The sequence below is a fragment of the Streptomyces sp. NPDC002926 genome, assembly GCF_053591755.1.
Map to the genome: position 1 here is coordinate 13,839 of NZ_JBSFUK010000006.1, position 20,356 is coordinate 34,194.

The 20,356-nt window shown below is 71.1% G+C and carries 21 protein-coding genes; 13 read left to right on the forward strand and 8 right to left on the reverse strand.

The annotated features are described in order from the left end of the window. Positions 1-59 precede the first annotated feature (59 nt). The 6 genes from rimO (at position 60) to ACWDZ6_RS13720 (ending at position 4,313) form a co-directional block, all read left to right on the forward strand. Complete coding sequence (rimO, locus tag ACWDZ6_RS13695; RefSeq protein ID WP_451502980.1) at positions 60-1,526, forward strand: 30S ribosomal protein S12 methylthiotransferase RimO; 1,467 nt, start codon at positions 60-62, stop codon at positions 1,524-1,526. Continuing rightward, entirely contained in the window at positions 1,523-2,209 is a 687-nt protein-coding gene (gene pgsA / locus ACWDZ6_RS13700) for a CDP-diacylglycerol--glycerol-3-phosphate 3-phosphatidyltransferase (RefSeq protein ID WP_451502981.1), read from the forward strand. Before rimO ends, pgsA begins: the two co-directional genes overlap by 4 nt. Further along, entirely contained in the window at positions 2,206-2,715 is a 510-nt protein-coding gene (locus tag ACWDZ6_RS13705; RefSeq protein ID WP_451502982.1) for a CinA family protein, read from the forward strand. The genes pgsA and ACWDZ6_RS13705 overlap by 4 nt, the downstream gene beginning before the upstream one ends. A 109-nt stretch (positions 2,716-2,824) precedes the next feature. Continuing rightward, entirely contained in the window at positions 2,825-3,208 is a 384-nt protein-coding gene (locus ACWDZ6_RS13710; RefSeq protein ID WP_019889909.1) for a helix-turn-helix domain-containing protein, read from the forward strand. A gap of 159 nt (positions 3,209-3,367) precedes the next feature. Then, positions 3,368-3,838, forward strand: a complete 471-nt coding sequence (locus ACWDZ6_RS13715) for a Dps family protein (RefSeq protein WP_451502983.1) — start codon at positions 3,368-3,370, stop codon at positions 3,836-3,838. A 235-nt stretch (positions 3,839-4,073) separates the two neighbouring features. Next, on the forward strand, positions 4,074-4,313 hold the full coding sequence (locus ACWDZ6_RS13720; protein WP_326653008.1) for a hypothetical protein: 240 nt from the start codon (positions 4,074-4,076) through the stop codon (positions 4,311-4,313). Here the strand turns inward: ACWDZ6_RS13720 and ACWDZ6_RS13725 are convergent. The 3 genes from ACWDZ6_RS13725 to ACWDZ6_RS13735 all read right to left on the reverse strand — a co-directional run bounded on the left by ACWDZ6_RS13725 (position 4,261) and on the right by ACWDZ6_RS13735 (position 10,593). Then, positions 4,261-5,025, reverse strand: coding sequence for an SDR family NAD(P)-dependent oxidoreductase (locus tag ACWDZ6_RS13725; RefSeq protein ID WP_451502984.1), 765 nt, complete (start codon positions 5,023-5,025; stop codon positions 4,261-4,263). The genes ACWDZ6_RS13720 and ACWDZ6_RS13725 overlap by 53 nt on opposite strands. A gap of 32 nt (positions 5,026-5,057) precedes the next feature. Beyond that, on the reverse strand, positions 5,058-5,867 hold the full coding sequence (locus tag ACWDZ6_RS13730; protein WP_451502985.1) for an Fpg/Nei family DNA glycosylase: 810 nt from the start codon (positions 5,865-5,867) through the stop codon (positions 5,058-5,060). Between the two features lie 91 nt (positions 5,868-5,958). Further along, positions 5,959-10,593: an ATP-dependent helicase gene (locus ACWDZ6_RS13735; RefSeq protein WP_451502986.1), complete on the reverse strand. Its 4,635-nt coding sequence runs from the start codon at positions 10,591-10,593 to the stop codon at positions 5,959-5,961. A 91-nt stretch (positions 10,594-10,684) separates the two neighbouring features. Here ACWDZ6_RS13735 and ACWDZ6_RS13740 point away from each other — a divergent pair, with 91 nt between their 5' ends. The 3 genes from ACWDZ6_RS13740 to ACWDZ6_RS13750 are packed head-to-tail and all read left to right on the forward strand — an operon-like array spanning position 10,685 to position 12,706. Further along, positions 10,685-11,545, forward strand: a complete 861-nt coding sequence (locus tag ACWDZ6_RS13740; RefSeq protein ID WP_451502987.1) for an AraC family ligand binding domain-containing protein — start codon at positions 10,685-10,687, stop codon at positions 11,543-11,545. 10 nt (positions 11,546-11,555) lie between these two features. After that, a complete protein-coding gene (locus tag ACWDZ6_RS13745; protein ID WP_451502988.1) occupies positions 11,556-12,401 on the forward strand; it encodes an AzlC family ABC transporter permease in 846 nt (281 codons plus the stop codon). Then, a complete protein-coding gene (locus tag ACWDZ6_RS13750) occupies positions 12,398-12,706 on the forward strand; it encodes an AzlD domain-containing protein (RefSeq protein ID WP_451502989.1) in 309 nt (102 codons plus the stop codon). The genes ACWDZ6_RS13745 and ACWDZ6_RS13750 overlap by 4 nt, the downstream gene beginning before the upstream one ends. Positions 12,707-12,738: 32 nt before the next feature. On the opposite strand, the gene ACWDZ6_RS13755 is transcribed toward ACWDZ6_RS13750, so the two are convergent. Further along, complete coding sequence (locus ACWDZ6_RS13755; RefSeq protein ID WP_451502990.1) at positions 12,739-13,674, reverse strand: hypothetical protein; 936 nt, start codon at positions 13,672-13,674, stop codon at positions 12,739-12,741. A 78-nt stretch (positions 13,675-13,752) separates the two neighbouring features. Here ACWDZ6_RS13755 and ACWDZ6_RS13760 point away from each other — a divergent pair, with 78 nt between their 5' ends. The 4 genes from ACWDZ6_RS13760 (at position 13,753) to recX (ending at position 17,358) form a co-directional block, all read left to right on the forward strand. Next, a complete protein-coding gene (locus ACWDZ6_RS13760) occupies positions 13,753-13,947 on the forward strand; it encodes a DUF3046 domain-containing protein (RefSeq protein WP_326653016.1) in 195 nt (64 codons plus the stop codon). Between the two features lie 308 nt (positions 13,948-14,255). Continuing rightward, entirely contained in the window at positions 14,256-15,425 is a 1,170-nt protein-coding gene (locus tag ACWDZ6_RS13765; RefSeq protein WP_366730392.1) for an AI-2E family transporter, read from the forward strand. Positions 15,426-15,648: 223 nt separating this feature from the next. Beyond that, positions 15,649-16,773, forward strand: coding sequence for a recombinase RecA (gene recA / locus ACWDZ6_RS13770; RefSeq protein WP_451502991.1), 1,125 nt, complete (start codon positions 15,649-15,651; stop codon positions 16,771-16,773). A gap of 3 nt (positions 16,774-16,776) precedes the next feature. Continuing rightward, positions 16,777-17,358: a recombination regulator RecX gene (recX, locus tag ACWDZ6_RS13775; protein ID WP_366730238.1), complete on the forward strand. Its 582-nt coding sequence runs from the start codon at positions 16,777-16,779 to the stop codon at positions 17,356-17,358. 285 nt (positions 17,359-17,643) lie between these two features. On the opposite strand, the gene ACWDZ6_RS13780 is transcribed toward recX, so the two are convergent. The 4 genes from ACWDZ6_RS13780 to ACWDZ6_RS13795 all read right to left on the reverse strand — a co-directional run bounded on the left by ACWDZ6_RS13780 (position 17,644) and on the right by ACWDZ6_RS13795 (position 20,348). Next, entirely contained in the window at positions 17,644-17,991 is a 348-nt protein-coding gene (locus ACWDZ6_RS13780) for a rhodanese-like domain-containing protein (protein WP_451503139.1), read from the reverse strand. A 35-nt stretch (positions 17,992-18,026) separates the two neighbouring features. Next, complete coding sequence (locus ACWDZ6_RS13785; protein ID WP_451502992.1) at positions 18,027-18,563, reverse strand: cysteine dioxygenase; 537 nt, start codon at positions 18,561-18,563, stop codon at positions 18,027-18,029. A gap of 70 nt (positions 18,564-18,633) precedes the next feature. Further along, positions 18,634-18,720: a putative leader peptide gene (locus ACWDZ6_RS13790; protein ID WP_319285218.1), complete on the reverse strand. Its 87-nt coding sequence runs from the start codon at positions 18,718-18,720 to the stop codon at positions 18,634-18,636. A gap of 32 nt (positions 18,721-18,752) precedes the next feature. Beyond that, positions 18,753-20,348: an FAD-dependent monooxygenase gene (locus tag ACWDZ6_RS13795; RefSeq protein ID WP_451502993.1), complete on the reverse strand. Its 1,596-nt coding sequence runs from the start codon at positions 20,346-20,348 to the stop codon at positions 18,753-18,755. Between the last annotated feature and the right edge of the window lie 8 nt (positions 20,349-20,356).

The following is a 20,356-nucleotide window of genomic DNA, read 5'->3' on the forward strand; positions in this document are numbered from 1 at the left end:
CGGAGGCCCGGGAGCCCTCGGGGCCAGGGCGTGGGTCAGGACGAAGTAGTCTTGAGCCCATGCCCGAACGCCGTACCGTCGCCCTTGTCACTCTTGGCTGCGCCCGTAACGAGGTGGACTCGGAGGAGCTGGCAGGCCGCTTGGCAGCGGACGGCTGGGAGCTCGTCGAGGAAGCCTCCGACGCGGATGTCGCAGTCGTCAACACCTGCGGATTTGTCGAGGCCGCCAAGAAGGACTCCGTCGACGCCCTGCTGGAAGCCAACGATCTGAAGGATCACGGCAGAACCCAGGCCGTGGTCGCCGTCGGCTGCATGGCCGAGCGGTACGGCAAGGAGCTCGCCGAGGCCCTGCCCGAGGCGGACGGGGTGCTCGGCTTCGACGACTACGCCGATATCTCCGACCGACTGCAGACCATCCTCAATGGCGGCATCCATGCCTCCCACACCCCGCGCGACCGGCGGAAGCTGCTGCCGCTGAGCCCTGCCGAACGGCAGGACGCCACCGATGTGGCGCTGCCCGGGCACGGGGAGGTCACGCCGGCCCCCGAGGACCTTCCCGAAGGTGTCGCTCCGCTGTCCGGGCCGCGTGCGCCGCTCCGGCGCCGCCTGGGCACCAGCCCCGTCGCCTCGGTGAAGCTCGCGTCCGGCTGTGACCGGCGCTGCTCCTTCTGCGCCATTCCGTCCTTCCGCGGCTCCTTCATCTCGCGCCGGCCCAGCGATGTGCTGGGCGAGACGCGCTGGCTGGCCGAGCAGGGCGTGAAGGAGATCATGCTGGTCTCCGAGAACAACACCTCGTACGGCAAGGACCTCGGCGACATCCGTCTGCTGGAGACGCTGCTTCCGGAGCTCTCCGAGGTGAACGGGATCGAGCGGGTGCGGGTCAGCTATCTGCAGCCCGCCGAGATGCGGCCCGGGCTGATCGACGTCCTGACCTCGACGCCCAAGATCGCGCCCTACTTCGACCTCTCGTTCCAGCACTCGGCGCCGGGCGTGCTGCGCGCGATGCGGCGCTTCGGTGACACCGAGCGGTTCCTGCAGCTGCTCGAGACGATCCGCGGCAAGGCACCGCAGGCCGGTGTGCGGTCCAATTTCATCGTCGGCTTCCCCGGCGAGACGGAGGCGGACTTCGCCGAGCTGGAACGCTTCCTCACCGGGGCGCGCCTGGATGCCATCGGCGTCTTCGGCTACTCCGACGAGGACGGCACCGAGGCTGTCTCGTACGACAACAAGCTCGACGCCGACGTGATCGCGGAGCGGCTCGACCATCTGTCGCGGATCGCGGACGAGCTGACCGCCCAGCGCGCCGAGGAGCGGCTCGGCGAGAGCCTCGAAGTGCTGGTCGAGTCGGTGGACGGCGAGGACGGTGCGGTGGGCCGCGCCGCGCACCAGGCGCCGGAGACGGACGGGCAGGTGGTCTTCACCACGAGCCGGGGACTTGTTCCCGGCCGTATGGTCGAGGCGAAGGTTGTGGGTACGGAAGGCGTCGACCTCGTGGCCGAGTGTCTTGATGAGGAGGCGGGCAGATGACCGGAGTGCCGGCATCCGCGGGCGGCACCGGTAGGCCGGCGCCCGGCGGGAAGCTGGGCGCTGCGGCCGTCAATCAGGCCAGCCTGTGGAACATCGCCAACATCCTCACCATGGTGCGGCTGGTGCTCGTACCGGGCTTCGTCATGCTGATGCTGCAGGACGGCGGCTACGACCCGGCCTGGCGTGCCTGGGCGTGGGCGGCCTTCGCCGTCGCCATGATCACCGACATCTTCGACGGACATCTGGCACGTACGTACAACCTGGTCACCGACTTCGGGAAGATCGCCGATCCGATCGCCGACAAGGCGATCATGGCCGCCGGGCTGATCTGCCTGTCGGCGCTCGGTGATCTGCCGTGGTGGGTGACCGGGATCATTCTCTTCCGTGAGCTCGGGATCACGCTGATGCGGTTCTGGGTGATCCGTCACGGGATCATTCCGGCCAGCCGCGGCGGCAAGGTGAAGACGCTGGCGCAGGGCACGGCGGTGGGGATGTACGTCCTCGCGCTGACCGGGCCGCTGGCCACGCTGCGCTTCTGGGTGATGGCGCTCGCCGTCGTGCTGACGGTGGTCACCGGTCTCGACTATGTGCGACAGGCGATTGTGCTGAGGCGCCGGGGGCTCGCCGCGGAGCGCGCGGACGCAGGGGACGCGGCGGCGGAGGAAGCGCGGGACGCACGGTGAAGACGGCGGCTCGGGTGCTGGCGCTGCTCGCCGAGCGCGGCGAGACGCTTGCCGTCGCCGAGTCGCTGACCGGCGGCCTGGTGGCCGCCGAGCTCACCTCCGTACCCGGTGCGTCGAAGTCCTTCCGTGGCTCGGTCACGGCGTACGCGACCACTCTCAAGAGGGACGTTCTACGGGTCGACGGGACCCTCCTGGCCGAGCGCGGTGCGGTGGATCCCGAGGTCGCACGGCAGATGGCGGCCGGAGTGCGGGACGTGCTGGGTGCCGGCTGGGGTATCGCGACCACGGGCGTGGCGGGGCCGGAGCCACAGGACGGACAGCCCGTCGGGACGGTCTATGTGGCCGTCGCGGGTCCGAACGGCGTGGAGAAAGTGGCCGCACTACGGTTGAACGGTGGCCGGGCGGAAATCCGTAGAGAGTGTGTACGGAGCGTGCTCGAGCTGCTCTCCGGCGAACTGCACGAGAAGGCGCGGACACAGGATACGGAACAGAACGGGGGGACTTGATGTTTGCAGCCCTGAGTGAACACGACATCGCTCCCCGCACGGCCGCGGCACGAGGCGGTACGGTGGGGCGTGAAGGATGCGGCTACGCGGTCCGAGGAGGGAGCCACCGATGATTCTGCTCCGTCGCCTGCTGGGTGACGTGCTGCGTCGGCAGCGCCAGCGCCAGGGCCGTACTCTGCGCGAAGTCTCCTCGTCCGCCCGAGTATCGCTCGGCTATCTCTCCGAGGTGGAACGGGGGCAGAAGGAGGCTTCCTCCGAGCTGCTCTCCGCGATCTGCGACGCGCTTGACGTACGGATGTCCGAGCTCATGCGCGAAGTGAGCGACGAGCTGTCACTGGCCGAACTGGCCGAGTCGGCAGCGGCGAGCGAACCGGTGCCTGCGCCAGTACGCCCGATGCTCAATTCCGTCTCCGTGACGTCGGTGGCGGGTGTGCCGACGGAGCGGGTGACCATCAAGGCGCCTGCGGAGGCGGTCGACGTCGTCGCCGCCTGATCCGTCCGGCCCTGTACGGCTTGGTTTGAGCTGAGCCCCGACTGGTACTCGAGTACTGGTCGGGGCTTTCGCATTCCCTGGATGCCCGTTTTTGGGTGTTCGTGTCATCGTGGATGGTGTCTGCGGAGCCAGTAGCTGTGAACCGAGTGGAGGACGCGGATGTCTGTAGTGAAGAGCCCTCTGTCCGATGTGGACCTCAAGACGGTCGGCGATGCGCTGCGTGGCGCTCTCGTGGACCTGGTGGATCTCTCGCTGGTTTCGAAGCAGGTCCACTGGAATGTGGTCGGCCCGCGCTTCAGGTCGGTCCATCTGCAGCTCGACGAGGTCGTGGATACGGCGCGGATGCACTCCGACACGGTTGCCGAGCGGGCGTCGGCGGTCGGGGTGACACCGGACGCGCGGGCCGCGACGGTGGCGGCGCAGAGTGCGATCCACTCGGTGCCGGAGGGATGGATCAAGGACACGGACGCCGTGCAGATCCTGGTGGACGCGCTGGGCGTGGTGATCGCGCGGATGCGGGAGCGGATCGCGGCGACGGGTGATCCGGATCCGGTGAGCCAGGACATCCTGATCGGGCTCACGGCGGACCTGGAGAAGCACGCCTGGATGTTCCAGGCGGAGAGCGCGTAGGCGGATGCGCTGTGGCCGAGCCGAGCCGAGCCGAGCCGGGCCGACCGGCCCGGCTTTGACGGCCGTGCCGAGGGTGACGGCAAAGGATGCCCTCCGGGACTGCGGACTTCGGCTACTCGTCGCACTCTGGAGTGATGGGAAGTGAGGGGCCCGGCGCGCTGTGCGCCGGGTTGTCCACCTGTGCGCCCTCCCCGCAGTGATCGCGCCGGTCTAGCGTGGGCCGGAGGAGGCAGCCATGGCAGTACGTGGGATGGCTCTCGTGCCGGTGGTCGCTCTCGGGCTCGTGGCGGGCGGGCTGTGGTGGTGGGCCGTGCTGCGGCTGGTGCTCGTGCCGCAGCAGGCGGGGCTCGTCGAGGGCGCGCTGGTGGCGGGCGGGTGGGGGCTGAGTCTGCTTCCGGTGCATGTGACGGCCGGCCGCGAGATCACCATGGCATCGCGACGCCGCCGTTCGGGCGGAGAATCTGGCCCGTCGTGAAGGACGACGCGTCGGACGCCAGATGAAGGACCGTATGGGCGATGTCCTCCGGCTCGCCGACGCGGCGGAGCGGGGACATCCGGACCATCGTCGCCTCGGCCCTCTGCTGGAGCACCTCGTCGTGGCGGTCGGTCATAGGAGTGCGGATCCAGCCGGGGGCGACGGCGTTGACGCGGATGGAGTGCGGCCCGAGCTCGGTCGCGAGGGTCCTGGTGAGCTGCACCACCGCCGCTTTGGCCACGCTGTAGCAGAGCAGACCGGCATTCGCGGCGTCGACGGCACCCGAGGCCATGGTGACGATGGAGCCGCGGGTGCCCGCGGCGATCATGGCGTGGGCCGACTCCTGGCAGGCGTACAGAATCCCTTTGAAGTTGACCGTGAGGACGCGGTCGAGATCCTCGTCCCTCGTCTCCAGGACCGTGCTGCTGTGCATGATGCCGGCCACCGCCGCCATGACGTCGAGCCGGTCCATGCTCGCGATTGCGGCCTTGAGCCGGGCACGGTCGGTGACGTCGAGGGTGTGGGTGTGTGCGGCGCCGCCCGCGTCGGTGATCAGGGCCCGGGTCTCGTGGAGGCCGTTCTCGTCGAGGTCGGCGCAGTGGACGGTGGCACCCGCCTCGGCGAGGAGGACGGCGGACGCGCGGCCGATGCCGCTGGCGGCGCCGGTGACGAACGCGGTGCGGCCGGAGAGGTCGTACGCCTTGAGGGCCATGCCGGGACCGTACGACCGTATCTGACGGATCGTCAACTACTGGGCCCCGTCTGGCAGTGAGGGCACCAGTAGGTGGGGCGTTCACGGCTGCCGTCGCCCTGGTCGGCCTTGCGGATGGGAGTGCCGCAGCGGGGGCAGGGGTGACCCTCACGGCCGTAGACATACAGCAGCTGGTCCGGGCGGGAGGTGCCGCCGGTGGCCGTAGTGCGGCGGGCGAGGCGGTCCTTGTTCGCCTCGAGGAGCCGGTGGGCGGTACGGACGAGTCGTTCGGGGATGCCGGCGGGCAGCTCGCCGATGGGGAGCCAGGGAGTCGCCCTGGCCAGGAAGGCCAGCTCCGACTTGTAGACATTGCCGATGCCCGCGAGGTTGCGCTGGTCCAGGAGGGCCTCACCGAGAGGGCGGGCGGGGTCGGCGAGCAGATTGGCCAGAGCGGCGTGCGGATCCCAGTTGGGCCCGAGTAGGTCCGGGCCGAGATGGCCCACGGCCTGCCCCTCGTCGGCCGTGCGCAGCAGCTCCAGGACGGGGAGCCGGTATCCGACGGCGGTGTACGCGGCGTTGCCGAGGATGGCACGGATCTGGTGCGTGGGGCCGCCCCGCCAGCGCTCCCCGGAGCCGTACACCTGCCAGGAGCCGTCCATCCGCAGATGCGAGTGCAGTGTGAGGCCGCCCTCGATGCGGGTCAGGAGATGCTTGCCGCGCGGGGTGACGTCCAGCACGGCCCGGCCGGTGAGATCGGCGGTGGCGAAACGCGGGACGCGCAGGTCGGACCGGGTCAGGACCTGCCCGGCAAGGGCGGTGTGCAGGCGCTGGGCGGTCTGCCAGACGGTGTCTCCTTCGGGCATGGCATCCATGATGCGGGACATCGCGGGCCGGGGTCAGCGGCTCGTGCTCAGCGGTCCGGTGGCAGCGGCTCAGGAGCTCAGGGCCTGGTCGTCAGGGGCGCAGACGCAGCCCCCTCGGGGTGGCATGGAAGCCCGCGGTCTCCAGCGCGCGGGCCAGCGGAGAGGTCAGCGCCGGTGATCCGTTGGCCCGCTCCACCGTGACGGTGCCGAGCGCACCCGCTCGGGCGGCGTTGGCCAGGGCTTCGCACGCCGCGTGCAGGGCGGGGGCGTCGGGCTCGGTCGCCCAGGCCAGCAGGGTCTTGCCGCCGCGCTCCAGGTAGAGCGTGAGCTCGCCGTCGACGAGGACGACCAGCGAGCCGGCCTTGCGCCCGGGCTTGTGTCCCGCACCGGTCGGCGGCTCGGGCCAGGGCAGAGCGGCCCCGTACGCATTGGCGGGATCAGCGGCGGCCAGCACCACGGCGCGGGGTGCCGTCTGCTCGTCGGTGCGGTCCCTGGCCGTGGCCGCCGCCCGGAGGCGGTCGACCGCGCCGTCCATCGCGAACTGGGCCGCGCCGAGCCCCTCCACGACATAGCCGCGGCGCGCCTGCCCGCTGTCCTCGAATGCCGAGAGGATCCGGTACGTCGCGGAGAAGCCCCCTTCCACGCCCTCGGCCGCCACCGCGCCCCGGGTCACCACGCCGTGGCGGTCGAGGAGCGTGCGAGCCAGGGCATGTGCCCGGTGGGTCGGGTCCGGCTCGGTGGCCGGGAGCAGGGACCAGCGGCCGCTCACGGTCGGCGGCCCCGTACGGGAGGCAGGGCGGGCGGCCGCCGTCAGGCTGCCGTAGCGCCCGCGGGGGACCGTCCGCCTGGCACGGTGGGCCGTGGAACCGGCGGTGCGGCCCGATCCGAGCAGCGAACGCAGTGGAGCCAGCGTGTCGTTGGTGAGCCGGCCGGACCAGGCCAGATCCCAGACGGCGTCCGCCACTTGGGCATCGGCGGCGTCGGGGTGTGTGGTTGCCCGGACCTGGTCGGTGATCTGGCGGAAGAACAGCCCATAGCCGGGGGAGAGGGCGCTCAGGACGGACTCGTGCAGCGCGGTGAGCTCCAGGGGGTGAGGCGGAGGGAGGAGCAGCGGGGCGGCGTCGGCGAGGAAGAGGGAGATCCAGCCGTCCTTGCCGGGCAACGAGCCCGCTCCGGCCCACACGACCTCGCCCGTCGTGGTGAGTTCGTCGAGGAGGGCGGGGGTGTAGCCGGAGACGCGGGACGGGATGATCAGCTTCTCGAGAGCGGAGGCGGGGACCGCGGCACCCTGGAGCTGCTCGATGGCACGGGCCAGTCCGTCGATGCCGCGCAGGCTGTTGCTGCCCATGTGCTGCCACTTGGGGAGGAAGGTGGCGAGCGCGGCGGGCGGGACCGGCTCCAGCTCATGGCGCAGAGCTGCCAGCGAGCGGCGGCGCAGCCGGCGCAGCACGGTCGCGTCGCACCACTCCTGGCCGATACCGGAAGGGTGGAACTCACCCTGTACGACCCGCCCGTTCGCCGCGAGTCGCTGCAGTACGCCGTCCGTGACGGCCGTGCCCAGACCGAAGCGGGCCGCCGCCTGGGTCGTGGTGAACGGGCCGTGCGTACGCGCGAACCGGGCGAGCAGATCGCCCAGCGGGTCCTTGACCGGCTCGGTGAACGCTTCCGGAACGCCCACCGGGAGCGCCGTGCCCAGTGCGTCGCGCAGCCGGCCCGCGTCCTCGACCGCCGCCCAGTGTTCGACGCCCGCGAGCCGGACCCGGATGGCCCGGCGCGACGCTGCCAGTTCCAGTGGCCACTGAGGGTCGCCGCCACGCTCGGCCAGCTCGGCATCGGTGAGCGGGCCGAGGATCCGCAGGAGATCGGCGACTCCCTCCACGTCCTTGATCCGACGGTCCTCGGTGAGCCACTGCAGCTCCTGCTCCAGCACGGCGAGCACATCGGCGTCGAGCAGTTCCCGAAGCTCGGCCTGGCCGAGGAGCTCGGCGAGCAACCGGGAGTCCAGCGAGAGGGCCGCGGCGCGACGCTCGGCGAGGGGCGAGTCCCCCTCGTACAGGAACTGGGCGACATAGCCGAACAGCAGCGACCGCGCGAAGGGCGAGGGCTCAGGGGTGGTGACCTCGACCAGCCGGACCCGGCGGGACTCGATATCACCCATCAGCTCGGTGAGGCCTGGGACGTCGAAGACATCCTGGAGGCATTCGCGAACTGCCTCGAGGACGATCGGGAAGGACCCGAACTCGCTCGCCACCTGCAGCAGTTGGGACGCGCGCTGGCGCTGCTGCCACAGCGGGGTGCGCTTGCCGGGACTGCGCCTGGGCAGCAGCAGCGCACGCGCGGCGCACTCGCGGAACCGGGAGGCGAAGAGCGCGGAGCCGCCCACCTGGTCGGTGACGATCTGATTGATCTCGCCCTTGTCGAAGACGGTGTCCGCCGCCCCGACCGGTGCCTGCTCGCTGTCGAACGTCGTGTCGAGGTGGACCGGGTCCTGGTCGAGGAGGTCCAGGCCCATCAGATCCGCGTCCGGCAGACGCAGCACAATGCCGTCGTCGGCATGCATGACCTGAGCATCCATGCCGTACCGCTCGGAGAGCCGGGCACCGAGCGCGAGCGCCCACGGTGCGTGCACCTGTGCCCCGAAGGGGGAGTGGATCACGACCCGCCAGTCGCCCAGCTCATCGCGGAAACGCTCGACCAGGATCGTCCGGTCGTCCGGCACATGGCCGCAGGCCCGGCGCTGCTCGTCGAGATAGCTGAGGACATTGTCGGCGGCCCAGGCGTCCAGACCGGCGGCCAGCAGCCGGAGCCGGGCGTCCTCGGGGGCCATGCCGCCGACCTCGCGGAGGAACGCGCCCACCGCGCGGCCCAGTTCGAGCGGGCGGCCGAGCTGGTCGCCCTTCCAGAACGGGAGCCGGCCCGGCACGCCGGGGGCGGGTGAGACGAGCACCCGGTCGCGGGTGATGTCCTCGATCCGCCAGGAGGTGGTGCCCAAGGTGAAGACATCGCCCACCCGGGACTCGTACACCATCTCCTCGTCGAGCTCGCCGACCCGGCCCCCGCCCTTCTTCGGGTCCGCCCCTGCCAGGAAGACGCCGAAGAGGCCGCGGTCGGGAATGGTGCCGCCGGAGGTGACGGCGAGGCGCTGCGCGCCCGGGCGGCCCGTGACCGTACCTGCGACGCGGTCCCAGACCACGCGGGGACGGAGCTCGGCGAAGGCATCGGAGGGATAGCGTCCGGCGAGCATGTCGAGGACGGCGATGAAGGCCGACTCGGGCAGCGAGGCGAACGGGGCAGCCCGGCGGGCCAGCGCCAGCAGATCGTCGGCCTGCCAGGTGTCGAGGGCGACCATCGCGACGAGCTGCTGTGCCAGTACGTCCAGGGGGTTGGACGGGATACGGAGCGCCTCGATGGAGCCGGTGCGCATCCGCTCGGTGACCACGGCCGCCTGCACCAGATCGCCTCGGTACTTGGGGAAGACGACACCGGTGGAGACCGCGCCCACCTGGTGGCCGGCCCGGCCGACCCGTTGCAGGCCGGAGGCGACGGACGGCGGCGACTCGACCTGGATCACCAGGTCGACCGCGCCCATGTCGATTCCCAGCTCCAGGCTGGAGGTGGCCACAACGGCCGGCAGCCGGCCGGCCTTCAGATCCTCCTCGACGAGGGCCCGCTGCTCCTTGGAGACCGAGCCGTGGTGCGCGCGGGCGAGCAGGGGAGGGGCGCCCCGCGCGGCTCCGGACTGCGCCATGATCTCGGCCGGTGACGGCTTTTCGGGCATCGCCTCACCGGTGGCGCGTTCGTACGCGATCTCATTGAGGCGGTTGCACAACCGCTCCGCCAGCCGACGGGAGTTGGCGAAGACAATCGTGGAGCGGTGCGCCTGGACGAGGTTGGCGATGCGCTCCTCCACATGCGGCCAGATGGACGGCTTCTCACCATTACCGGAAGGCGACGACGAGGCCTCGGAAGCGGGGGAGCCGCCCAACTCGCCCAGATCCTCGACCGGAACGACCACCGACAGGTCGAACTCCTTGTCCGAGGGCGGCTGGACGATCTTCACCTTGCGCTGGGGCGACAGGTAGCGGGCCACCTCGTCCACCGGCCGTACCGTCGCCGACAGGCCGATCCGCCGTGCCGGGCGCGGCAGCAGCTTGTCGAGCCGCTCCAGCGATACGGCGAGGTGCGCGCCCCGCTTCGTGCCGGCGACGGCGTGCACCTCGTCAAGGATCACGGTCTCGATGCCCGCCAGCGCGTCCCGCGCCGAAGAGGTGAGCATCAGGAACAGCGATTCGGGTGTGGTGATCAGGATGTCCGGCGGCTTGGTGGCCATCGAACGCCGCTCGGCGGGCGGGGTGTCACCCGAGCGGATACCGACCCGCACCTCGGGCTCCGGCAGCCCGAGCCGCACGGACTCCTGGCGGATCCCCGTGAGCGGGCTGCGGAGATTGCGCTCGACGTCGACCGCGAGTGCCTTGAGCGGTGAGACGTACAGCACGCGGCAGCGCATCTTCGCGTCCGCCGGCGGCGGCGCCGACGCGAGACGGTCCAGCGAGGCGAGGAACGCGGCCAGGGTCTTGCCGGAGCCCGTCGGGGCCACGACCAGCACGTCCGAGCCCTCCCCGATGGCCTCCCAGGCCCCCTCCTGCGCGGCGGTGGGCGCGCTGAAGGCCCCCGCGAACCAGCTTCGGGTCGCGGGAGAGAAGGAGTCGAGCGCAGTCCTGGCCATGCCCTCCATCGTGCACCGCGCCACTGACAATCAGCTGTCCAGGTCGGGGACGCGCAGGTCGGCCGCGATGCCGCCGGAGCACAATGGCTGCATGGGGCGCCTGATACCGCACGAGTGGGCGAGGCACTGGCAGTACGAGGAACTGCCGGGCCTCGATCTGCTGCGTGCCCGTTATGTCCGGCACACCTTTCCGCGCCACAGCCACGAGGGCTTCACCTTCGGCGCGGTCACCGGAGGTCTCGAGGACGTGAGCCTGCCGGACGGAATCATCCGGGCAGGCCCCGGAACGGTCGTCATGATCAACCCGGAGGTGCCGCACGCCGCCCGCGCCGGGGTCCCCGAAGGCTGGACGTACGCCACCCTCTATCCCTCCGTGGAGCTCGTCTCCGACATCGCCGGGGCCGTGACCACACTCCGCGGCACCCCCGGCTTCGCCGAGACGATCGTCGAGGATCCGGAGACCGCCGAACTGATCCGCGGGGTGCACCGGGCGGCGGAGGAAGGCAACGCACTGGCCGCCGACAGCCTGTTGCGCATCGCCGTGGCCCGGCTGCTCAGACGCCACGGAAGCGCCCTTCCCTCCCGTGCGCCCACGGCTTCCGGTGCCCGCACCGCCGCCCTCGCCAAGCAGCTCCTCGAGGAGCGGTTGGCCGGGCCGCCCTCCCTGGAGCAGTTGGCGCAGGAGCTCGGCACCAGCCCCTTCGCGCTGCTGCGCGCCTTCAAGGCGGAGTACGGCATGCCGCCGCACACCTGGCTCACCGACGCGCGCGTGCGCCGCGCCCGCCACCTCCTGGAGGCAGGCACAGCGCCCGCCGAGGCGGCCGTCGCCGTCGGCTTCACCGACCAGCCGCATCTGAACCGGCACTTCACCCGGATCGTCGGAGTCCCGCCCGGGGCGTACCGCAAGGAGCGCGCAAGAACGTACAAGACCACCCGAGAGCGCCCCGCGTAATGTCCGCGTCGTGGCAGAACAGACAGCTCCCCCAGAGAGTCACCCGAAGACTCCCCCAGTGATACGCACCACCGCGGAGCCCGGGTCCAAGCCGGACTCGGCCGTCGTACGCGATGCGCTCGGCGTCGGCATCGCCGTCGGCCTGTCCGGCTTCGCGTTCGGCGTGACCTCCGCGGGATCCGGACTCAGCCTGCTGCAGACCTGTGCGCTCAGCCTGCTGGTTTTCACCGGCGCCTCGCAGTTCGCGCTGGTCGGTGCGATCGCGGCGGGCGGCAATCCGCTCGCCGCCGCCGCGGGCGCCTTCTTCCTCGGCGTACGCAACGCCTTCTACGGACTCCGGCTGTCCCAGCTGCTCGCTCTGCCCCGCTTCGTACGACCCTTGGCGGCGCACTGGGTCATCGACGAGACCACGGCCGTCGCCCTCGCCCAGCCCACGCGGCGCGCCGTGCGCCTCGGCTTCACCGTCACCGGGCTGACCCTGTACGTGCTGTGGAACCTCACCACGCTCCTGGGGGCGCTCGGAGCCGAAGCCATCGGCGACACCAACGCCTGGGGTCTGGACGCCGCAGGACCTGCGGTCTTCCTCGCGCTCCTCGCGCCCATGCTGCGTACGACGACCGAGCGGGCTGTCGCAGGGCTGGCGGTGATCCTGGGGCTCGGGTTCCTGCCGGTGCTGCCCGCCGGAGTGCCGGTGCTGGTCGCCGCGCTGGCCGCGCCCGCAGTCCTCTGGTTCAAGGGCCGCACGATCGCCGACAGCCGCACGATCGTCGACAGCAAGAGCAGCGACGGCATGAAGAACGACGGTAAGAAGACAGAGAGCAAGAAGGCGGACAGCACGAAGGGTGAGGACCGTTGAGCATCTGGATCGCGATCGCGGCGACCGCCGTCGGCTGCTACCTCGTGAAGCTGGTCGGACTGCTCGTCCCCGCCGACGCCCTCGAGCGACCCCTGGTCCAGCGGCTGGCCGCCCTGCTGCCCGTCGCCCTGCTGGCCGCGCTCACCGCACAGCAGACCTTCAGCGCCGACAACTCCCTCGTCCTCGACGCACGGGCCGCGGGGCTTGCCGCGGCAGCGCTCGCGCTGGTCCTGCGTGCCCCCTTCCTGGTGGTTGTCGGGGCGGCGGTGGCGGTCACGGCGGGCGCGCGCGCACTCGGGGGCTGACCACAGGGGGCCCACAACGGCGGCCGGTCGCGTCAGCCGATGGCGCGACCGTGCGCCCGTAGCGTCCGCAGTGCCTCGATCGTCATGATCGGCCGCGACTCCAGGACGGTGCCGGGTGCCCACTGGCGCCAGTTGACGGGCCAGCCGCCGTCCTCGCGCTGCTCTCCCGCGAGATGATCGAGGGAACGCGCCATCTCCTCGTCCGTGAACCAGGGGCGGGCGAGCGACTGCGGCGTACGGGCGTAGTCGTACGGGAAGTGGTGCTCCTGCGGCGCATAGCCGGGCGCGACCGGGTACTCGCCGCGCCGCTCCGGGTCCAGCACCGCCAAGCGCTGCTCGCGCACCAGCCGGCCGAGTCGGTCCGCGGCGGCCTCCGCGCGCGAGCGGTCCGGGGCGCCGTCCAGGAAGGCGACCGCGGCCTCGATCTCGTACGGATGGGACTTCTCCAGCGCGTCGACGGCGGCCCAGCAGAAGTCCGTTGCCCGGAACAGCCAGGCGTGCCACACCTGATTACGGTGCAGCAGCCCTACCACCGGACCCGTCGCGAGCAGCTCGCTCGGCGGGTCGTCGACGATCGGGATGAAGGGCGCGGACGGATAGCCGCGCTGGGAGGGGTGGATCGCGGGGAGCGCCCCGTCGTGCGTCGACACCTCCGAGAGGTAGCGGCACATCCGCTCCACGCGCAGTCCGCCGCAGCGGCCGATGGAGTCGAGGACGCGCAGGGCGTGAGCCGTGTGCAGCGGCTGGCTGACGGGGCCGCGCAGATCCGGTTCGAGGGCGTGGCCGTAACCGCCGTCCTGGTTGAGGTACGCGGCCAGGGCTGTCTCGACGGTGTCCGAGCCGCCGCCGAGGAAGTGGTACGCGAACCGCCGCTGTTCCAGCACCCGGGCCGTCAGCCAGATGAAGTGCTCGGCGCGGGCGAGGGAAGACGCGGGCGAGGTTGTGGGGGTTGCTCCGGTTCCAGCCATGTTCAGACCGTAGGGCGGAAATGCCTTTCGGTAAGGGGGACGGACGTCGCTGCACCCCAGGGGCGGGATACTGACGTCATGCGGTTGACGATTTTCTGGGAGCGGATGGCGGACCATTTCGGTCAGGCGTACGCCGATTCCTTCGCGCGCGACCATGTGATGGCCGAGCTCGGGGGCCGTACGGTCCATGAGGCGCTGGCCGCCGGCTGGGAGACGAAGGATGTGTGGCGCGGAGTCTGCGCCGCTGTCGGAATCCCCGCGGACAAGCGCTGAGGCGAGTGGTTGCGGCACACGGTCACGGGAGTGGCGGGAGGCGGCCGGAAACCGGTGGGAGAAGTGGTGACACACGGGGTGGACGGTGGCCCACGGCAGCCATGGGCGACACTTGCCGCGTGGCCCCGACCGACAAGACCGACCAGGACGTGACCCCTGAGAACGTGCCCGAGAAGGACGCGCCTCCTGAGGACATAGCCGCCGAAGGCATGGCCGCTCAGGACGTGCCGCCGCAGACCGCTCAGAACACGACCCCGCCGACCGTGCCGCCTCCCGCACCCGAGGGCGGCCCCGGTGGCCCCGGCCGCATGCCCCGCTGGCTGCCGCGTGCCATGGTGCTCGCGCTGGCGCTCTTCGCCTGCTTCCAGCTCGGCAGCTGGGCCTTCCACCAGCTCATCGGGCTGCTGATCAATATCCTGATCGCCTTCTTCCTGGCACTTGCGATCGAACCGGCGGTCGGCCGGATGGCAGCGCGCGGTATGCGCCGCGGCCTCGCCACCTTCCTGGTCTTCTTCGCCGTACTGATCGCGGGCGCCGGCTTCATCGTTCTGCTCGGCTCGATGCTGGCGGGCCAGATCGTCGACATGGTCGAGGACTTCCCCCAGTACCTGGACTCGGTGATCCGCTGGATCAACGACTCCTTCCACACCGAGCTCTCCCGGGTGGAGGTCCAGGACAGCCTGCTGCGCTCGGACTGGCTGCGGAAGTACGTCCAGAACAGCGCGAGCGGAGTGCTGGACATCTCCGCCACCGTGCTCGGCGGGCTGTTCAAGCTGCTGACGATCTTCCTGTTCTCGTTCTACTTCGCGGCCGACGGGCCCCGGCTGCGGCGCGCGATCTGCTCCGTACTGCCGCCGGCCAAGCAGACCGAGGTGCTGCGCGCCTGGGAGATCGCGGTCGACAAGACCGGCGGCTACCTCTACTCGCGCGGCCTGATGGCGCTGATCTCCGGCATCGCGCACTACATCCTGCTGGAGATCCTGGGTGTGCCGTATGCCCCGGCGCTCGCGGTCTGGGTCGGTCTGGTCTCGCAGTTCATCCCGACCATCGGTACGTATCTGGCGGGTGCGCTGCCGATGCTGATCGCCTTCACGGTCAACCCCTGGTACGCGTTGTGGGTACTCGGATTCGTCGTGATCTACCAGCAGTTCGAGAACTATGTGCTGCAGCCCAAGCTCACCTCGAAGACCGTCGACATCCACCCGGCGGTGGCCTTCGGCTCGGTTGTCGCGGGCACGGCGCTGCTGGGAGCGGTCGGCGCGCTGATCGCGATCCCGGCGGTGGCCACACTCCAGGCGTTCCTCGGCGCGTATGTGAAGCGGTACACCGTGACCGACGATCCGCGTGTGCATGGCCACCGGCTGCGCGACGGAAGGGCGTTCGCGCGGGTGCGGCACATCTGGCGAAGGGGCCGTAACGCTCCGGCCGCCGGCTCGGGCGGGCGCGACGCCGGGGCGGACACCGACGGCGTGTCCTGAAGCGCGGTACGCCGGGAGCGCGCGGGCAGCGGCCTGCGGCGGGCTGCGCGGCGGGCCGGGTGGTGCGCTTGACACTAAAATCGAACATCCATTCTCATGGAATTCCGGCCCTCGGTTTTCGGGAGTTATCCACAGGCTGGAAGGACGTCGGGGCCCATTGTCAGTGGCAGGGGTTAGCGTCTTTGACGTGAAGCGATCGACTCAAGCAAATCGGGTGGAGCCCATGGCAGGAACCGACCGCGAGAAGGCGCTGGACGCCGCGCTCGCACAGATTGAACGGCAATTCGGCAAGGGCGCGGTGATGCGCCTGGGCGAGCGGCCGAACGAGCCCATCGAGGTCATCCCCACAGGGTCGACCGCGCTCGACGTCGCGCTCGGCGTCGGCGGCCTGCCGCGCGGCCGCGTGGTGGAGGTTTACGGACCGGAATCCTCCGGTAAGACCACCCTCACACTGCACGCCGTGGCCAACGCCCAGAAGGCGGGCGGTTCGGTGGCCTTCATCGACGCCGAGCACGCCCTCGACCCCGAGTACGCGAAGAAGCTGGGCGTCGACATCGACAACCTGATCCTGTCCCAGCCGGACAACGGCGAGCAGGCGCTCGAGATCGTCGACATGCTCATCCGCTCCGGCGCCCTCGACCTGATCGTCATCGACTCCGTCGCGGCCCTGGTGCCGCGTGCGGAAATCGAGGGCGAGATGGGCGACTCGCACGTCGGTCTGCAGGCGCGGCTGATGAGCCAGGCGCTCCGGAAGATCACCAGCGCGCTGAACCAGTCCAAGACCACCGCGATCTTCATCAACCAGCTCCGCGAGAAGATCGGCGTGATGTTCGGCTCGCCGGAGACCACGACCGGTGGCCGGGCGCTGAAGTTCTACGCCTCGGTGCGGCTCGACATCCGTCGTATCGAGACCCTGAAGGACGGCACGGACGCGGTCGGCAACCGCACCCGCGTCAAGGTCGTCAAGAACAAGGTCGCGCCGCCCTTCAAGCAGGCCGAGTTCGACATCCTGTACGGCCAGGGCATCAGCCGCGAGGGCGGCCTGATCGACATGGGTGTGGAGAACGGCTTCGTACGGAAGGCGGGCGCCTGGTACACGTACGAGGGCGACCAACTGGGCCAGGGCAAGGAGAACGCCCGTAACTTCCTGAAGGACAACCCCGATCTCGCCAATGAGATCGAGAAGAAGATCAAGGAGAAGCTGGGCGTCGGCGTCAGGCCGGAGGCTCCGGCGGCCGAGCCGGGCGCGGACGCGGCAGGTGCCGCGGGCGCCGAGGACGCGGCGAAGGTGCCCGCCCCTGCGGCGAAGGCCACCAAGGCGACCAAGGCCTCGGCGCCCAAGAGCTGACCCGTGGCACGGCGAACGGACTGGCCGGACCCGGAGAGCGGCCCCCCTTCCTCGTCGAGGGCCGAGAAAGGGGAGCCGGCGCCCCAGGATCCGGCCGAGCGGGCGCGGGCGATCTGCCTGCGCCTGCTCACCGGGACCCCGCGTACGCGCAAGCAGCTCGCGGACGCGCTGCACAAGCGTGAGATCCCCCCGGAGGTGGCCGAGGAGGTCCTCTCCCGCTTCGAGGACGTGGGTCTGATCAATGACGCGGCCTTCGCCGACGCCTGGGTGGAGTCCCGGCACCACGGCCGGGGCCTCGCCCGGCGCGCTCTTGCGCGGGAGCTGCGTACCAAGGGCGTGGACTCCGCACTGATCGACGAGGCGGTCGGGCAGCTCGACCCCGAGCAGGAGGAGGAGACGGCCCGCGAACTGGTCGCCCGCAGACTCCGCTCCACCCGCGGCCTCGATCGTGACCGCCGCCTGCGGCGCCTGGCCGGCATGCTCGCCCGCAAGGGGTACCCCGAGGGCACGGCCCTGCGGGTGGTCAAGCGCGCCCTGGAAGAAGAGGGCGAGGACATCGACGACCTGGAGGGCGACGGCTTCTAACGCGGACCGCCGTGGGTGCCGCACCCGGGCCTACGGAGTACCCGGCCCTACGGTGCACCCGGGCTCACGGTCGCCCGGGCCTACGGTGCGCCCGTGGCCTGTGGTGTGCCCGCGCTGGGCTTGTGCCGCGTCCGGCGCCGGGGCAACCGCCGCCGGACGCGCGCCTGGTCCTGGTCGCGAGCCGGCGCGGTCCCGGCGGCTGCCTTCTTCCCCGGCGGCCTGCTCACCCCGCCGAGTTGGCCACCGCCAAGCAGGACCGCAGGCCCGACTCGCCGCCCCGACGTCCTACGGCTCGACGGGCAGGCCCGCGGTCTTCCACGCCTGGAAGCCGCCGATCAGGTCTGTCGCGCGGTGGAGGCCCAACTGCCGCAGGGACACGGCCGCGAGAGACGACGCGTAGCCCTCGTTGCAGATGATCACGACCCGCAGATCATGACTGACCGCCTCCGGCGCACGGTGGCTGCCCTGCGGGTCCAGCCGCCACTCCAGCTCATTGCGTTCCACGACCAGCGCACCGGGAATCAGCCCGTCCCGCTCGCGCAGCGCCGCATACCGGATGTCCACCAGCAGCGCCCCGCCGGCAGCCGCGTCAAAAGCTTCCTTCGGCTCGACCCGGTCCAGGTGCTCCCGCATCCGCTCCAGAAGCTCGTCGATCCCGATCCGCTCGCTCACTGCCAGTCCTCGGGACGCTCGACCTGCTCAAGACGGAGCACCGGGCCGGACCGGCTGAAGCGCCGGATCAGCGGCAGTGGCGGATAGTACGCATGGACCGACACGGCATGCTCGGCGACCGACTCGTTCAGCACCTCGTGCACATGGTGCGTCCCGAAGGCCCGGCTGCTGCCCGCCGCGAACTGCCGCTCGCGGTCGACCCCTTCGTCCAGTTCCAGGGTCTTCCATCCACTCGCGGGCAGCCGCACGGCGAGTGCGTTCTCCTTGAGCTCGCCCTCGGCCGTGGCGAACGCGCCGAACGATTCCGCGTGGTCGTGCCAGCCGGTGCCCGTGCCCGGCGGCCAGCCGATCAGCCAGGCCTCACTGCCGCCCGGACCCTCGAGCCGTACCCAGGTACGGCCCTCGGGATCGAGTGGCAGCGAGGCGATGAGGTTCTTGTCGGCGGCGGAGCGCGTCACGAAGTCGAGCAGCTCGGCGGCGGTCGGCGCGCTCGGGTCACGGGTGGTGACAGGGGCAGAGACAGGCTGGGACACGGAAACCGTCCTGGGAGTTCGCAGGAGAGCGCGCGGGCTCAGCGGGCCACGGCGCGTGAGGTAGGCGAATTCAGCAGGACGGACGACACACGCAGCCCGCATAGCGGACGAGGTCCATATGGACCCTCCGCCACAGGCGCACATTGGTGTCGGTCACGCTCCGGAGTACACCATGCCGGTCCTTGAGCGTCAATTGATGTCCGCAGTGCGGTCACTGCGTACCGCTGAGGGAGCGCCGCCACGTGCCGCGTCCGCCGCCGAGTACAGCTCCGCGGGCCGCACCCCCGTGAACGACGCAACCAGGTGACCGTCGGGCCGCACCAGCAGCACGGTGTGCGCGGACGCGCCCGGGTAGCTCTCCGTCACCAGCAGCTCCGCCCGCACCGGCAGCGCGGTGACCGCCGCCGCCAGTCGCGGCATCACGCCCGCGCTCACCCAGTGCCGCCGGTCCCACACCCCGGTACCCGGCGCGACCAGCACCACCAGCAGCTGCCCCCGCCCCAGCCGGTCCCGCAGCCGTGCGCTGGCTCCGTCGGGCACGGTCACCCGTACATCCGCGACCGGCGCGCCCGCCTCCGTACCGACGAGCGTCTGTGAGTCGGCGTACTCGGGTGCGAGGGGGGAGTGCGTGTATACGGGGGGCGCACCCAGTGGGCCGTGCCCCAGATGGCCGTCGGTGAGCAGGGTGTCGTGTCCGCGCGCGGTGCCCGGGAGGTACGTGCGCAGCGCGCTGCCGCCACGCAGTATCGGCAGCGACTGGTCGGCGGCGCGCAGCCGTGCGGCGACGGCGGCGCGCCGCTCGGCCTGATAGCTGTCGAGCAGTGGCTCGGACGGGCCGTGGTGCCAGATGTGCGCCAGCTTCCACGCCAGGTTGTCGGCGTCCCGCAGGCCTTCGTCGAGGCCCTGGGTGCCGAGCGCGCCGAGCAGATGGGCGGCGTCGCCCGCGAGGAAGGCCCGGTCCACGCGCCAGCGCCGGGCGAGCCGGTGGTGCAGCGTGTAGACGCCGGTGTCGAGCAGTTCGTACGGAGGTGTCTCACCGCACCAGCCGGCCAGGGTGTCCCGCAACCGCGCTACCAGGGTGTCGGGGGTGACCAGTTCGCCGCGGGGCGGCAGCAGCCAGTCGAGACGCCAGACGCCGTCAGGCAGCGGGCGGGCCGTGACCTCGTCGCCGCCCGTTCGCCACGGCGGCTGGCGGTGCAGCAACGCCTCGTCGGGCCAGGGAAGTTCGGTACGCAGGGCGGCGACGGCATGCCGTTCCACCGCCGTACGCCCCGGGAAGCGGATGCCCAGAAGCTTGCGGACCGTGGACCTGGCGCCGTCACAGCCGACCAGATGGCTTCCGCGCCACCAGGTCGCACCGGGCCCGCGGGTGTGCACGCCGACCCCGCTCGCGTCCTGCTCCAGCGAGTCGAGGCGACTGTCGGTGACGAGCCGGACCAACTGGTGTCCGGCGACGGCGTTCCGCAGTCCGCGCGTGAGGGCGTGCTGGGGGATGTGCAGCGGCGTCGGCGCGCCGTCGTCGCCGAGCACGAGCTGCCGTACGTCCTGCTTGCGCCGCATCGAGCGCCAGCCGGTCCAGCGGGCTCCTTCGTCACGGACGGTGGTGCAGCCGAGCCGCTCGACCATGGCCGCCGTGTCGGGCCGCAGTACGACCGTACGCGCGGGGCGCGGCTCGTCCTTGCCCGTGCCCTCGTCAAGTACGACGGAGGGGACACCTTGTGTGGCAAGGGCCAGGGAGAGCGTCAGCCCGACGGGCCCGGCGCCGACGATGATCACCGGGTCCACGGCGTGAC